The following is a 14785-nucleotide window of genomic DNA, read 5'->3' as shown; positions in this document are numbered from 1 at the left end:
GCTGCCGTGTTCTTGCGAACAGGGCTATCTTCGCTCCGGAATATGACAGCCTCTTGACGGCCGTCCGGCTAGACCCGCTTCGGCTGCGGCGCCGGCCTGTGCAGCGCGCTGTCGCACAAGGTCAGCACCGCGCGCACCAGTTCCGCCGGCGCCACCGGCTTCGACAGGTATTCGTCGAAACCCGCTTCCAGCGAGCGCAGGCGGTCTTCGCGGCGCGAGAAGGCGGTCAGCGCAAGGGCGCGCACGGCGGCCACCTGCGGGTTGTTCGATGCGCGCACGCGGCGGATCAGTTCCAGGCCGTCCATGCCCGGCATGCCGATGTCGCTCACCATCAGGTCCGGCTTCAGGCGGTCGATCATCTGCAGGGCTTCGTAGGCGGTCGAGGCGGTGACGATGGTGGCGGCCATGTCGGCCAGCACGTAGTGCACGATGTCGAGCGAATCGCGCTCGTCGTCGACTACCAGGATCGTCAGCCCGGCCAGGGCCCCGCTGCTGGCGCGTACGGCGTCGAGGTCGTGCGGCTTGAGCAGGCAGTCGGGCGCGGCCGGGGTGTCGTCCTGGCTCGAGAGCGGCATGGTCAGCGTGAAGGTCGCGCCTTCGCCCTCGCCGGGGCTGGCCGCGCTGAGGCGCCCGCCCTGCAGTTCGACCAGCTGCTGGGCGATCGACAGGCCCAGGCCGAGGCCGCCGTGGCGCCGCGTGGACGAGGAATCGGCCTGGCGGAAGCGGTCGAACACGTAGGGCATGAACTCCGGCTTGATGCCGATGCCGGTGTCGGTGACCTCGATGACGATCGTGTCTCCTGCGCGCTTCGAGCTGACGCGCACCGCGCCGCCGCCGGGCGTGAACTTGATCGCGTTCGACAGCAAATTCGTCATCACCTGCTGCAGGCGGCCGGCGTCGGCCGCGAGCGGGCCGGCATGGCTTTCGATCAGCATTTCCAGGCGCACGCCCTTGGCCAGGGCGACCGGACGCACAGTCTCGACCGCGGCGCTGATGAAGTCGGACGGCCAGGTGCGGTCGACCTCGATCCGGATCTTGCCGGCGATCAGGCGGCTCATGTCGAGCATGTCTTCAATCAGCTGCGACTGCGCGCGCGCATTGCGCTCGATGGTCTGCAGGCCGCGCTTGAGCATCTTTTCGTCCTTGCCGCCGTCCATCAGCAACTGCGCCCAGCCGAGCATGGCGTTCAAAGGCGTGCGCAGTTCGTGCGAGAGGGTGGAGAGGAATTCGTCCTTCATGTCGGACAGGCGCTCGGCTTCCACGCGCGCCTTTTGTTCATGCAGGTACAGGGTCTGGCGTTCGGCCGAGGTGGCGAGCGACGCGGCCAGGATGCGCGAGCGGTCTTCCAGGCGCGAGTCGTAGACGGCGACCAGGGTGGCGATCGTCAGCAGCAGCAGGGCGGTCACCGTCACCATCCCGGCCAGCAAATCCTGGCTGATGCCGACGTCGGCTTCCAGGCAGATGCTGCCCGGCGAGAAATGGGCCGCTTCCATGCCCGTGTAGTGCATGCCGACGATGGCGCCGCCCATCACCAGCGCGGCCGCGAACTGGGCCAGTCCGGCGTGCTGCATGCGATGGCGCAGGTGGAAGGCGAGCCAGAGGGCGCCGGCCGAGGCGCCGATGGCGATCAGGACCGACAAGGCAAACAGCAGCGGGTCGTATTCGATGCCGGGACGCATGCGCATGGCCGCCATGCCGGTGTAATGCATGGCATTGATGCCGATGCCCATCAGCACCGCGCTGAGCGCGAAATGGGAGGCCCGTGGCGCCGGGCGGCTGATCTGCGACAGGGCCAGCACCGAGGCCAGCACCGGCAGCAGCCAGGAAATGAAGGTGATGCCGGTGTCGTAGCCGACCGGGAAAGGCAGGCGGTAGGCCTGCATGCCGATGAAGTGCATGGCCCAGATGCCGGTACCCATGGCAAAGGCGCCGCCCGCCATCCACCAGTAGGTGGCGCGGCCGTGCGAATGGCGCACGCGCTCGGCCAGGCTCAGCGCCGTGTACGATGCGTAAACCGCGACCAGGATCGACACCATGACCAGTGTCGGTTCGTAATGGCCAAGAGACATGGCAAACCCGATAGCTCAGCGGGCAAAACTGCCCGCCAGGTTGGAAATGAAGACAAGGGAGCAAGTCTACACGGCGACGGCTCAGGCCGCAGTAGATTTCCTATCGGCAATTCGTGCTGTGATGCAATCTGGCGCGGGGATGCAACAGCGCCAGGGTAAAGGCTGCTGTTCCGCCTGCACCGTCCAGTCTATTTCTTCCGGGTAGTGGGCAGGAAGGCCGTCGCCAGGCCCAGCAGCGGCAGGAAGGAAATCACGCCGTACACCCAGACGATGCCATAGGTGTCGGCCAGCTTGCCGAGGCAGGCGGCGCCGATGCCGCCGATGCCGAACATGAGCCCGAACATCAGGCCCGAGACCATGCCGACCCGTCCCGGCACCGCTTCCTGGGCATAGACGACGAGCGCCGCAAAGGCCGACGACATCACCAGGCCGATCGTGATGGCCAGCACGGCCGTCCAGAACAGGTTGGCATAGGGGAGCGCGAGCGCGAAAGGCGCGACGCCGAGGAAGGAGATCCAGATCACGGCCTTGCGGCCGATCCGGTCGCCGACGGGGCCGCCGGCAAAGGTGCCGGCCGCCACCGCCGCCAGGAACAGGAACAGGAACATCTGGCTGTGCTGGACGCCGAGGCCGAAGCGCTCCATCAGGTAAAACGTAAAATAGTTCGTGAACGAGGCGATGTACACGAATTTGGCGAACATCAGGATGCAGATGACGATCACGGCGCGGATCACGCCGGCGCGGTCGAGGCCTTCATGGTGGCCGTGCGAGAGGCTTTTCGCCTTGGCTGTGCCGTGGTGCATGACCCAGCGCGTCAGGCGCGACAGCAGCAGGATCGCCGCCAGGGCGACGACCATGAACCAGGCGACAGCAGCCTGGCCGTAGGGAATGACGATGGCGGCCGTGACGAGCGGGCCGATGGCGCTGCCGCTGTTGCCGCCGACCTGGAAGGTCGATTGCGCCGTGCCGAACCGGCCGCCCGAGGCGAGGCGCGCGATGCGCGAGGTTTCCGGGTGGAAGGTGGCGGAACCGACGCCGATGGTGGCGGCCGCGGCCAGCAGCATCGGATAGCTGCCGGCGGTGGCCAGCAGCCCGATGCCGATCAGGGTCATCACCATTCCGAGGGGCAGCAGCCAGGGTTTCGGATGCTTGTCCGTATAAAAGCCGATCCAGGGCTGCAGCAGCGATGCCGTCAACTGGTAGACGAGCGCGATGATGCCGATCTGCCCGAAGTTCAGGGCGAAATTGGTTTTAAGAAGAGGATAGATCGCAGGCAGCATCGCCTGGATCATGTCGTTGAGCAGGTGGGCGACCGCCGCGCCGCCGACGATGGGCAGCAGGAAACCGTGCGGCTGTTGCCCGGCAGTGGAAGGTGCAGCTGCGGCGTCCGGCGTGCCGGCTTTCGGGAGAGGTGCTGTCATGGTTCGGCGTTGCCAAAAAAATGCGCGAACCGAAGCATAGCGCGTTCCGGCATCGGCCGTCTGCCACTGGGCCGCCGGCACCGGCAGACGAGCAGGCTAGCGCTTGAGGATCAGTGCCGCCATGGCCGCCACCACGCCGGCCGCCGCCACTGCCCAGGGACCGATGCGCATGATCTCGCCGGATTGCCCGGCCTGCACGGCAAGCGGCCCGGAAATCGGGCGCCATTCGTCGCGGCGGGCGTCTGCGGCACGCGCGGCGGCCGCTTCCTGTTCGTACAGGCTGGAAAAGCGTTCGAGGTCGAGCGGATTGAGCGTGGCCATGTAGGCGACGATCTGGTCGTGCTGGTCGAGGCGCACCTGGTAAGGGTTACGGCCATGGGCCACCGCATTGCGCAGGTGGGCGGCTTCGGTGTCGACCAGTTCGCGCACGCTCTCGCGCGTGATGGCCGCCAGGGCGATCCTGGGTCGTTCAACGCTTCGTCTGTCGGCTTGCACTTGCTGTCTCTCTCGGCATTCCATCTGGAGAAGCAGTCTACGCCGCCACCCGCCCGCTTGCCAACACGCTTGGTTAGGCGTGTCCGGCAATCAGAATTGTTACATCGCCACGCAAACCGTCTCATAATTTCTACAAAGAAAGGAATATTTCAGCCAGTTACCAGAATGCCATTTAGTCTCCGGGGCGCGTGCGCTAACCTGAGCGGCTCGCCGCATTCAGTGGCGGACACGGCAGCACATGGGATTCGAATTGAACGACAAGACAACCACGGCGGACCTGGCACGGCTGGCCGAAGAAAACACCGCACTCATTGAGAATTCGCTCGACCTGATCGCCCTCATCGACGCCGAGGGCCGCTTCCTGCGCGTGAACGCGGCGACCTTCGACATCCTCGGTTACCGTCCGGAGGAACTGGTGGGGCGCCGCTACGCCGAGCTGCTGGGCGCCGAAGAGCGCGGGCTGTTCGAGACCTTGCGCCTGGACCTGCGCGCAGGCATGTCGATCCGGCACGACCTGCAGAGCCGCTGGGTGCGCAAGGACGGTCGCGTGATCATGATGTCGGTCTCGGTGCGCTGGTGCGCGTTCAGCCAGGTGACCTATGCGACGGGACGCGACGTCACCGAACAGCACGCGGCGCGCCAGGCACTCGATAAATCGCGGCAGCTGCAGCAGGTCATGCTGGAAAGCATCGGCGACGCGTTTTTCGCCGTCGATCGCGACTGGCGCATCACCTATGCCAACCGCAAGGCCGGCGCTTTCGTCGACGTCGACGTGGACGCCAGCATCGGCAAGGACCTGCTCGCGGTCGCGCCCGACCTGCGCGACTCTCCCTCGCTCGGCTATTATCAGCGCGCCATGGAAACGGGCGAGGCCTGTACCTTCGAAACCTTCTGGGAACCGTCCGGCGTCTGGATCGAGGTACGCGCCTATCCGAGCGAGGATGGCCTGTCCGTGTACTTCCACGACATCAGCTTCAAGCACCACGCCGAGCAGGCGCTGAAGAAGAGCGAGCAGCGCTACCGCAACCTGTTCCAGCAGGCGGCCGACAGCATCGTCATCGCCGACCGCGACCTGTTCATCGTCGCCGCCAACGGCCGCGCGTGCAGCGTTTTCGGCTATACCGAAGAAGAATTCCTGCGGCTGCGCGTGCCCGACATCGACAGCGGCTACACCTATACGGACAGCCTAGCGCTGGCGCTGGAAGAGGGGCAAACGCAGCTGCTGCGCATCACCAAGCGCAGGAAGGACGGCAGCACCTTCCCGGCCGACGTGCACATCTCGCGCTTCGAGGATGGCGGCGCGGAGTATTACCAGGCCATCATCCGCGACGTCACCGAGCGTGAGGAAACCCAGAACCGGCTGCGCGAACTGGCCACCCACGACACGCTGACCGGCCTGCCGAACCGCGCGCTGTTGAACGAACGCGTGCAGCGCCTGCTCGATACCTGCCCGCGCGAGTCGACGGTGGCCGCGATGTTCTTCGACCTCGACCGCTTCAAGGAAATCAACGACTCCTTCGGCCACGAGTTCGGCGATGTCCTGCTGTGCGAAGTGGCGGCGCGCCTGCGCCGGGTGATCCGTCCGGGCGACGTCATCGCCCGCCTGGGCGGCGACGAATTCGTGATCGCGGCCCACTGCAGCAGCGGCCAGGGCGCGGCCGCGCGCATCGCCGAAAAACTGCTCGACGTGCTGACCGCGCCGATCACGATCGCCGGGCAGGATGTGATCATCGGCGCCTCGATCGGCATCAGCCTGTATCCCTTCGACGGCCTCAGCAAGGAGCAGCTGTTCCAGGCCGCGGATACGGCCATGTACCGCGCCAAGGCGGCCGGGCGCAACCGCTACCGCTTCTTCGAGCCCGAGATGGCGTTTGCCACGCGCGAACGGATGGCGCTGGAAACCTCGCTGCGCCCTGCGCTGGCGCGCGGTGAATTCGAACTGCACTACCAGCCGCGCATCGACCTGCGCAGCATGCAGATGGTCGGCATGGAGGCCCTGATCCGCTGGAACCATCCCGGGCGCGGCCTCGTCTCGCCGGCGCAATTCATTCCGATCGCCGAGGAGACCGGCCTGATCGCGCCGATCGGACGCTGGGTGCTGCACGAAGCCTGCATGCAGACGATGCGCCTGATGACGGAGTTCAAGCGCGAGATCCGCGTCTCGGTCAACGTCTCGGCGCGCCAGCTGGCGCATGCGACCTTTGTCGGCGAGGTGCGGCAAACCTTGCAGGAGTCCGGCATCCCGCCGCATTGCCTGGAGCTGGAACTGACCGAAAGCGCGCTGATCGCCGATATCGAGCGCACCGCGCTGATGCTGCGCGAGCTGCACGAACTGGGCGTGAAACTGGCGGTCGACGACTTCGGCACCGGCTATTCGGGCCTGGCTTACCTGCGCAGCTTCCCGATCGACGTGCTCAAACTCGACCGCTCCTTCGTGCTGCAGGACGACGAGCGCATCAGCGCCTTCGACTTCGTCAAGGCCTTCGTCGACATGGCGCACGCCCTCAAACTGGCCGTGGTGGCCGAAGGGGTGGAGACGGACGACGTGGTCGAATTCCTGCGCGCGGCCGACTGCGACGAGGCCCAGGGTTATCACTTCGCGCGGCCCTTGCCGCTGGCGGCCCTGCGCGAACGCTTGTCGGCAGGCTAGGCGTCAGGGGGCGCCGCCGGCGTCGTGTTCGCGTTCATCCTCGTTCGCATCTTCGTGCTGTGCGACGAAACGTTCGGCGGCGGTGCTGTCGGCGAGATCGGCGCCGTCTTCGTCGCCCAGTTCGGGCGGATCGAGCATGTCGCGGATCAGCGCGGCCAGCTCCGGGGTATCCCAGTCCTGGCCGGCGCGCCTGCGCGCCTCGATGAAATGGGTGATTTCGCGCTCTTGCTGCACGCTCAGGGGCAGGCCGCGAAACGCGGTGCCCGGATTCGGCTCGTTGAACATGATGGCCTCCTGCCAGTGCGGTGAACCCGCGTGTCCGAATCTACGCCGATTCATACGGCAGCGGCGCCCGCGACCCGCATCAGCGCTCCCGTCAATATTTTCAGGCGGCAAGAAAAAAGCGATAATCGCCGTTTCCCCGTCCAGCAACGAAAGCATCCCATGCATGACCGCGACCCCATAGCCCCTCCGGCGCAAGCGCCTGCCAGCCCGTCGCGCCGGCGCATCTTCCAGGCCGCTGCGGCCGTCGGTCTCGGCGCCGGCCTGCCCGCTGCCGCCGAAGCCGCGCCGCGCCCTGCCATGAAGCCGGGGTCTTCGCTCGACGCCAAGCTCAAGGCCCATGTCAAGAACGTGGTCGTGATCTTTCTCGAAAACCGCAGCTTTAATAACCTGTTCGCCGGTTTCCCGGGCCTGGCCGCGCCGCTCCCGGATAGTGCGCTGCAGCGCGACCGCGACGGCTCGATCCTGCCCGTGCTGCCGAAGATCTGGGGCGGCATGGTGCCCGGGCGCCAGGACATCGGCGGCAAGGATTACCTGATCGGCGAGGACAAGATCGTCGACCTGCCGAACGGGCCGTGGAAGCTGGTCGATGCCGAAGGCAAGCCGCTACCGGAAGCGCTCGTCACGCGCGACCTGGTGCACAATTTTTATCACAACCAGATGCAGATCAACGGCGGCCGCAACGACGGCTTTGTCGCCTGGGGCGATTCGGGCGCGCTGGTGATGGGCCATTACGGCGAGACCAGTAAAAACCTGGGGCTGTGGCAGATCGCGCGCGACTATACGCTGTGCGACAACTTCTTCATGGGCGCCTTTGGCGGCTCCTACCTGAACCACCAGTTCCTGATCAGCGCACGCACGCCGGAATTCTTCAACGCCGCCGAGACGCCGGCGAAGAAGAAGATCGCCGTGCTGGCAGACGGGCCGCTTGGGAAGCGCCTGGCCGTGGCGCCGGACTCGCCGCAGTCCGCGCTCGACGGTAAGCCGAAGTTCGTCAACAACGGCGCGATCACGCCCGACGGCTATGCCGTCAACACGATGGCGCCGCCGTATCAACCGAGCTGGGTGCGGCCGCCCGCCGGCGGCGACGCCGACAGCGCCGATCCGCAGGACCCGTCGGTGCTGCCGCCGCAAGGCTACGACACGATCGGCGATTTGCTGTCGCGCGCGAAGGTGAGCTGGGCCTGGTACGGCGGCGCCTGGCAGGCGGCGATCGATGGACGCGGCGCCGGCCAGCGGCCGAACTTCCAGCACCACCACCAGCCGTTCAATTACTTCCGCCAGTTCGCTCCGGGCACGGCGGCGCGCGCCGAACACCTGCGCGACGGCGGCCTGGGCGACAGCCCGATCTCGAACCGTTTCATTGCCGACGCCATCGCCGGCAAGCTGCCGGCTGTGTCCTTCTACAAGCCGCAGGGCAACCTGAACCTGCATGCGGGCTATTCCGACGTCGAATCGGGTGACGCCCACGTCGCCAACGTGATCGAGCACCTGAAAAAATCGCCGCAGTGGAAAGACATGGTGGTGGTCATCACCTTCGACGAGAACGGCGGCTGGTGGGACCACGTGGCGCCGCCCGAGGGCGACCGCTGGGGACCGGGTTCGCGCATTCCGGCGATTGTCGTCTCGCCCCATGCGAAGAAGGGGGCAGTGGACCACAACTTCTACGACACCACCTCGATCCTGCGTTTTATTACGCGCCTGCACGGCTTGCCGCGCCTGGAAGGACTGGCCGCGCGCGACGCCGCGTTTGCGGCACGCGGCGCGCGCGGACCGGGCGACCTGACGGCCACGCTCAGCTTCCGCTGACGAGGTCGCATGCATCCCGAAGCCGGCCCTGCGCCGGCTTTTTTCATGTTCGTTCTCTCGACAATATTGCCAAAAGGCTACCGCGCGCTCGGTTGTGGAACGCGGCGATACACTGCCCGGTGGCTTGAATATCTTGCCAAAGTAATCAACAGGAGCGGCGCATCGGAGACGTGATGCCGGCTCCTTCCCCAACCCCAGGAGAGCATCATGCAAAAAAATAAAGCGTTGAAGGGACTGCTCGCCGTGTCGGCTGCAGCCGCCATGTTCGCCAGCTTTGGCGTGCAGGCACAGACGCCCGTCGTCGGAGACAAGGCGGGTTCCGAAAAAATGACCGATGCGACCGGCAAGAACAGCGCCGGCATGGCAGGCCACTCCATGCATGGCCAGAGCGGCGCGGGCATGAGCGGCAGCACCGGCTCCGGCGCGACCGGTATGTCGGAATCGACCTCGGGCCAGTCGGGCACCGCGGGCGCCACCGCCTCGGGCAGCGCGAAGATGAGCAAGACCGACAGCAAGGCCGTCATGGACATGGCGATGGTGAACATGGCCGAAGTCGAAATGGGCAAGATGGCACAGAGCAAGAGCCAGAATCCGGAAGTGAAAACCTTCGCCCAGCAGATGATCGACGACCATACCAAGGGCCTGAGCGAAGTGCAGACCGTGGCGCAGGCCAAGGGCATCACCCTGCCGACCGAGCTCGACGCCAAGCACAAGGCCATGTCGGCCAAGCTGGCCAAGCTGGAAGGCGACAAGTTCGACCGCGAGTACATGAAGATGGGCGGCACGGGCGGCCACAAGGAAGCCCTGGCCATGCTGAAGAAGAACGAAAAGAGCGCCAAGGATGCCGAGGTCAAGGGCCTGGCAACGAAGATGATGCCGACGGTGGAACAGCACCTGAAGGCTGCCCAGCAGATGCCGGCTGCGAAGAGCGGTACGACGTCCGGCAAATAAGCGGGCAAACAAGCAGTAGCGATATCGCTGTTGCCGGGGCGTGCCCTGGCCGCAGCGGCGTCGACAAGCGCGCGCCGGGAGCGATTCAGGGGCGCGCTTTTTGTTCGTCGGGCGGCAAGGTTCCGCCATCGCACGGTGATGCGACCTGACGTATACTTCACGCCATGACGACCCACCGCTGCCGCTGGGCCAACCCGGCCAATCCCCGCTACCTCGACTACCACGACCACGAATGGGGCGTGCCCTGCCATGACGAGCGGCGCCTGTTCGAGATGCTCAACCTGGAAGGGGCCCAGGCCGGCCTGTCCTGGGAAACCATCCTGAATAAGCGGGAGACTTACCGCGCCGCCTTCGACGGCTGGGATGCCGAGAAGATCGCGCGCTACGACGATACGAAGGTGGCCGAGCTGCTGGCCAATCCCGGCATCGTGCGCAACCGCCTGAAAGTGGCGGCGGCGATCGCCAACGCGCGCGCCTATTTGAACTTGCGCGCCGAAGGGCAGACCCTCGACAGTTACCTGTGGGCCTACGTGGACGGCCAGCCACTCGTCGGCGACTGGGCCGACGGCACGCGCCCGAGCAAGACCCCCTTGTCCGACCGCCTCTCGAAAGACCTGTCGAAACGCGGCTTCAAGTTCGTCGGCTCGACCATCGTCTACGCCTACATGCAGGGCATCGGCATGGTCGACGACCACCATCCGTCCTGCTTCCGTTACGCGGGAGCGGCGTGAACCCCACGCGCTTCTGGCAGGGCCGCGAACGCTACACGGTCTTCGACACGCGCTACGGCGACGGCAGGCGCGTGGCCGCGCTGATCGACGCCTGGCGCCTCGATCCCGAACGTCCGGCGCGCCTGCACATCGTGGCACTGGCCGACGGCCTGCTGCCGGGCTTTCACCGCATTCCGCAGGAGGACGCCGGCGTCACGCTCGACCTCCTGAACGCATCGTTCGAGGCGGCCCTGGCCCAGCTCTCGGCGCGCATCGACTTCGTCCAGCTCGATGGACTGCGTGGACCGAACACCCATTTTGCGCGCGGCTTGGCGCGGCTGGCGGCCGTCGACGCCCGTCTCGCCTTCGACTGGCTCGAGCAGGAGCAGGTGGCGGCCCTGATGGCGCAGGGCTTCGTACTGGAGGGCAGCGGGGCGCGCTTTGCCAGCCGCAAGCCGCGCCCTGCGCTTCCTCCCGTACCGGCACGTCACGCGATCGTGATCGGCGCGGGACTGGCCGGCTGCGCGGCTGCCGAGCGCCTGTGTGCGCGCGGCTGGGAAGTGACCCTGGTCGAGCGCCATGCGGAACCGGCCCGTGAAGCCTCGGGCAACCTGGCCGGCATCTTCATGCCGCTGCTCTCGAAAGACGACAACATCCCGACCCGTCTGACGCGCGCGGCCTACCTGTACGCGCTGCGCTACTGGGAAACCCTGGGCGGCATCGGCAGCAAGATCGAAGGCGCGGCCTGCGGCGTGATGCAGCTCGCGCGCGACGCCGGCCACGCCGAGGCCGCGCGCGCGATCGCCGCCGCAGGCCATTATCCGCGCGCCTTCGCGCAATGGCTGGAAGCGGAACAGGCAGGGGCGCTGCTCGGCCTGCCGGCGCCGGATGGCGCCTGGCTGTTCCGCCAGGGCGGCTGGGCGCGTCCGGGCAGCGTCTGCGACGCCATGCTCGACGCCTGCGGCGCACGCCTGACCCGGCGTTTCGGCGTCGGCAGCGTGACGCTCGCGCGTGTTGGGGCGGAGTGGGAGGTGCGCGGCGAGCAGGGCATCATCGCGCGCGCGGCCACCGTGGTGCTGGCCGGCGGCGCGGCATCGACCGGGTTTGCGCAAGCAGCGCGCCTGCCGCTGTCCGCGCTGCGCGGCCAGGTGACGCACCTGGATGCCGGCACGCTGCCGCAGCTGCCTTTTGTGCTGTGCCGCGAAGCCTATCTGACGCCGGCGGCGAACGGCATCGCCTGCGCCGGCGCCACCTACGACCTCGACACCGACCCGCGGCTGCGCGCGTCCAGCCAGCAGGAAAACCTGGAGCGCTTGCGCGCCCTGGTTTCCAGTCCGGACGCCGGCGCCGGTGCGCCGCTGCGCGGACGCGTCGGTTTTCGCAGCGTGGCGCCGGACCGGCTGCCGCTGGTCGGCGCGCTGCCGGACTTCGAGGCCGCCGGCAGCACCGAGCGCCTGCGCGACCTGCCGCGCCATCCCGGTTTATTCAGCCTGCTCGGTTACGCCTCGCGCGGCCTGATCTGGGCGCCGCTGTGCGCCGAACTGCTGGCATCGCGGCTGGAAAACGAACCGCTGCCGCTGGAAGCGAACCTGGCCGATGCCCTCGATCCGGCCCGTTTCGTGTTGCGGGCTCGCCGCACCGGTCGTATTCCGACAACATTTGCGCCTGATTAAGCGTTTCAAAGCCGGTACGAGCTGAATTGTGTCGCCCGATGGGCGTATAATTTTCCTAAGGCAACTTTTTGCGCCACCCGATGGCGCTGCGCTTGGATGACACCCGTGGACGACCCCGCACCTTCGCAGGACCTGCTCCTGTTCCTGGCCTCCACCGCCCACGACATGAAGAACTCGATCAGCGTGCTCTCCGGGACCCTGGAGCGCCTGCTGGTCGGGGCCGGCCCGCACCCTGACGCGGCCTATCCGCAGATGGCGCAGATGCTGTACCAGACGCGCCGCCTGAACGACAACCTGATGCAGTTGCTGGCCCTGTATAAACGGGTCGGCACGCCCGAGTATCCGTTCGACGTGCAGCCGATCGAAGCGGCGCAGCTGCTCGATCAGGTCGTGTCCCTGGGCCGCGTGCTGCTCGACGCGAAAGGGATCGCGCTCGAGGTCGAGGGCGACCGGGACCTGATCTGGCATCTCGACGAAGACCTGATCGTCGGCGTCGTCTCGCATGCCGTCAACAACGCCGCCCACTACACGCGCGACCGCATCCGGCTCGCGCTGCGCGAGGCCGGCGGCCTGCTCGAAATCCGCGTCGAGGACAATGGCGACGGCTATCCGCAGCCCCTGCTCGACGCCGGCGCCGCGGGTCTCGACGGTGCCGCCAGCGGCATCGATTTCCGCACCAACAGCGCCGGTCTCGGCTTGCACTTTTCGCGCGAGGTCGCGCGCATGCACCGCCACCGCGGCCGCGAAGGGAGCGTGCGCCTCGAAAACGGCGGCGCCTTTGGCGGCGGCTGTTTCGTATTGAGCCTGCCATGAACGCCCTGGTTAGCAACGCGCCGGCCCAGACGAAGGCCGAACCGATCGACTGGGCCGGCAAGAACTACCTGGTGGTCGACGATTTTATCGGCGTGCGCCAGCTGCTGAGGGAGGCCCTGCGCAGCCTGGGCGCCAGGAACATCGACCAGGCCGCGAGCGGCGGAGAAGCGATCGGCCTGCTGGCCAAGACGCGCTACGACGTGGTGCTGTGCGACTTCAATCTCGGCGACGGCAAGAACGGCCAGCAGGTGCTGGAAGAAGCGCGGGTGCGCAACCTGCTGCTGCCGTCCAGCGTGTGGATGATGGTCTCGGCCGAAAAGAGCGTCGAATCGGTGATGGGCGCGGCCGAGCACCAGCCCGACGCCTACCTGGTGAAACCGATCACCGAGGGTGTGCTGCTCACGCGCCTGAACCGCGCCTGGCACCGCAAGCAGGTGTTCCGTCCGATCGACCAGGCCTACGCCGAAAAGGACTACCTGCGCGCGGCGCGCCTGTGCGACGAGCAGATCGGCGCCAGCCGCGTGCACGAAGTCGAGCTGCTGCGCATGAAGGCGCGCCTGATGGAAAAGAGCGGCGAGCCGGAAAAGGCGCGCGAGGCCTACGAGCGCGTGCTGAATCAGCGCGAATACCAGTGGGCGCGCGCGGGACTGGCCAAGATCCGCCTCGCCAACGGCGAGTTCGAAGCGGCGCGCCAGATGTTCCAGGGCGTGATCGCCGAGAACCGCTACTACATCGATGCCTATGACCAGCTGGCGCTGGCCTGGCAAGGCATGGGCAAACTCGAGGAGGCCTGCTCGGTCCTCGAGCGCGCGGCCAGGCTGTCGCCGAACTCCGTGCCGCGCCAGCGCAACCTGGGGCTGGTCTGCCTCAAGCTGGGCAACGTCGCCCTGGCCGAAAAGGCCTTCCGCAAGTGCATCGCGGTCGGAGAATATTCGGTGCGGCGCACGCCCGACGCCTATCTCGGCCTGGCGCGCGTCTGCGGCCTCAAAAACGATCCGAAGGAAGCGCAGGCGCTGCTGCAAGCGGCGCAACGTGATTTCAGCGAGGCGCATCCCGACATCGACCTGCGCGCCAAGATCACCGAGGGCCTGGTGTATCACGAGAGCGGAGACTATCGCCGCGCGCGCAAGGCCGGCGACGAACTGGAAGCCCTGCTGGGCGCCCGCGAGGACCGCCCCGACACGGAAACCTGCCTCGAGATGGCGACCTTGCTGTTCGCGGTCGGCGTCAAGGAAGCGCCAAGCGAGCTGCTTTGCTACGTCATCCGCAACAACCACGACAACGCGGTGCTGCTCGACGAGGTGCAGGCGATCTTCGACAAGGCGAGATTGACGGACGAGGGCGGGGACCTGATCCGCTCCTCGAAAAAGGAAGCGGCCGACCTGATGAACCAGGGCGTGCTGCTCTGGAAGACCGGCAAACTGCAGGAAGCCGTCGACTGGATGCGCGAAGCGCGCGCGCGGCTGCCGAACAACCAGCGCATCCTGTTCAACGCGGCGCAGGTGCTGGTCTCGCACATGCGCGAGCGCGGCTTCGACGAGGCCCTGTCTCTCGAAGCACACGAAGTGCTGGCCCACGTCGACCGCCTGCAGCCGGGGCAGCAGCGCTTCGCGCAGTTGATGGAGCAGCTGGCGGTGCTGGCGCCGAAGGCGGAGCCCGAGACACCGCCGGCCGTCGATACAAGGGCATAAGATCTGATCCTCGGTCGTGGTGTACCGTAGGGTGGGCTCTCCGAGCCCACGCGGTGATACGTGTCTTCAAGATCGGCGAGCACGACATCGGAGCCGGTCCGTATCACGCGTGGGGTCATTGAAGCCAATGGCTTCAATGACAGCTTCACTTCGGAGAGCCCACCCTACGGTACTGGCGCCAAAAGGAGAGCCCGAGACGCCGCCGGCCGTCGATACGACCG

General features: G+C 66.8%; 11 protein-coding genes. 7 read left to right on the top strand and 4 right to left on the bottom strand.

The genetic code is table 11. The features are described 5' to 3' along the window. Window positions 1–68: 68 nt before the first annotated feature. From LPB04_RS03280 to LPB04_RS03270, 3 genes are all read right to left on the bottom strand, one after another. A complete protein-coding gene (locus tag LPB04_RS03280; RefSeq protein WP_193687363.1) occupies window positions 69–2069 on the bottom strand; it encodes an MHYT domain-containing protein in 2001 nt (666 codons plus the stop codon). Window positions 2070–2257: 188 nt separating this feature from the next. After that, window positions 2258–3490, bottom strand: coding sequence for an MFS transporter (locus LPB04_RS03275; protein ID WP_193687362.1), 1233 nt, complete (start codon window positions 3488–3490; stop codon window positions 2258–2260). Between the two features lie 96 nt (window positions 3491–3586). After that, complete coding sequence (locus tag LPB04_RS03270) at window positions 3587–3985, bottom strand: hypothetical protein (RefSeq protein WP_193687361.1); 399 nt, start codon at window positions 3983–3985, stop codon at window positions 3587–3589. Window positions 3986–4223: 238 nt separating this feature from the next. Here LPB04_RS03270 and LPB04_RS03265 point away from each other — a divergent pair, with 238 nt between their 5' ends. Further along, window positions 4224–6635 carry a sensor domain-containing protein gene (locus LPB04_RS03265; RefSeq protein ID WP_227496602.1) on the top strand — a complete coding sequence of 804 codons (2412 nt, stop codon included), beginning with the start codon at window positions 4224–4226 and terminating at the stop codon, window positions 6633–6635. A 3-nt stretch (window positions 6636–6638) separates the two neighbouring features. On the opposite strand, the gene LPB04_RS03260 is transcribed toward LPB04_RS03265, so the two are convergent. Further along, window positions 6639–6920, bottom strand: a complete 282-nt coding sequence (locus LPB04_RS03260) for a hypothetical protein (protein WP_193687359.1) — start codon at window positions 6918–6920, stop codon at window positions 6639–6641. Window positions 6921–7079: 159 nt separating this feature from the next. Here LPB04_RS03260 and acpA point away from each other — a divergent pair, with 159 nt between their 5' ends. The 6 genes from acpA to LPB04_RS03230 all read left to right on the top strand — a co-directional run bounded on the left by acpA (window position 7080) and on the right by LPB04_RS03230 (window position 14564). After that, on the top strand, window positions 7080–8726 hold the full coding sequence (gene acpA, locus LPB04_RS03255) for an acid phosphatase (RefSeq protein ID WP_193687358.1): 1647 nt from the start codon (window positions 7080–7082) through the stop codon (window positions 8724–8726). Window positions 8727–8933: 207 nt separating this feature from the next. After that, on the top strand, window positions 8934–9677 hold the full coding sequence (locus LPB04_RS03250) for a DUF4142 domain-containing protein (RefSeq protein ID WP_193687357.1): 744 nt from the start codon (window positions 8934–8936) through the stop codon (window positions 9675–9677). Between the two features lie 164 nt (window positions 9678–9841). Next, window positions 9842–10408, top strand: coding sequence for a DNA-3-methyladenine glycosylase I (locus tag LPB04_RS03245; RefSeq protein WP_193687356.1), 567 nt, complete (start codon window positions 9842–9844; stop codon window positions 10406–10408). After that, window positions 10405–12060 (top strand): FAD-dependent 5-carboxymethylaminomethyl-2-thiouridine(34) oxidoreductase MnmC, encoded by a 1656-nt coding sequence (gene mnmC, locus LPB04_RS03240; protein WP_193687355.1) that lies wholly within the window; start codon window positions 10405–10407, stop codon window positions 12058–12060. Before LPB04_RS03245 ends, mnmC begins: the two co-directional genes overlap by 4 nt. Window positions 12061–12156: 96 nt before the next feature. Beyond that, the gene (locus LPB04_RS03235) at window positions 12157–12873 is read left to right on the top strand and encodes a sensor histidine kinase (protein WP_193687354.1); all 717 of its coding nucleotides are present in this window, start codon (window positions 12157–12159) and stop codon (window positions 12871–12873) included. After that, on the top strand, window positions 12870–14564 hold the full coding sequence (locus tag LPB04_RS03230) for a tetratricopeptide repeat-containing response regulator (RefSeq protein ID WP_193687353.1): 1695 nt from the start codon (window positions 12870–12872) through the stop codon (window positions 14562–14564). Before LPB04_RS03235 ends, LPB04_RS03230 begins: the two co-directional genes overlap by 4 nt. Window positions 14565–14785: the final 221 nt, after the last annotated feature.

The organism is Massilia litorea, assembly GCF_015101885.1.
GTDB lineage: Bacteria > Pseudomonadota > Gammaproteobacteria > Burkholderiales > Burkholderiaceae_D > Telluria > Telluria litorea.
The sequence above is the reverse complement of the archived record's forward strand: the minus strand, read 5'-3'. Positions and strand labels throughout refer to the sequence as shown.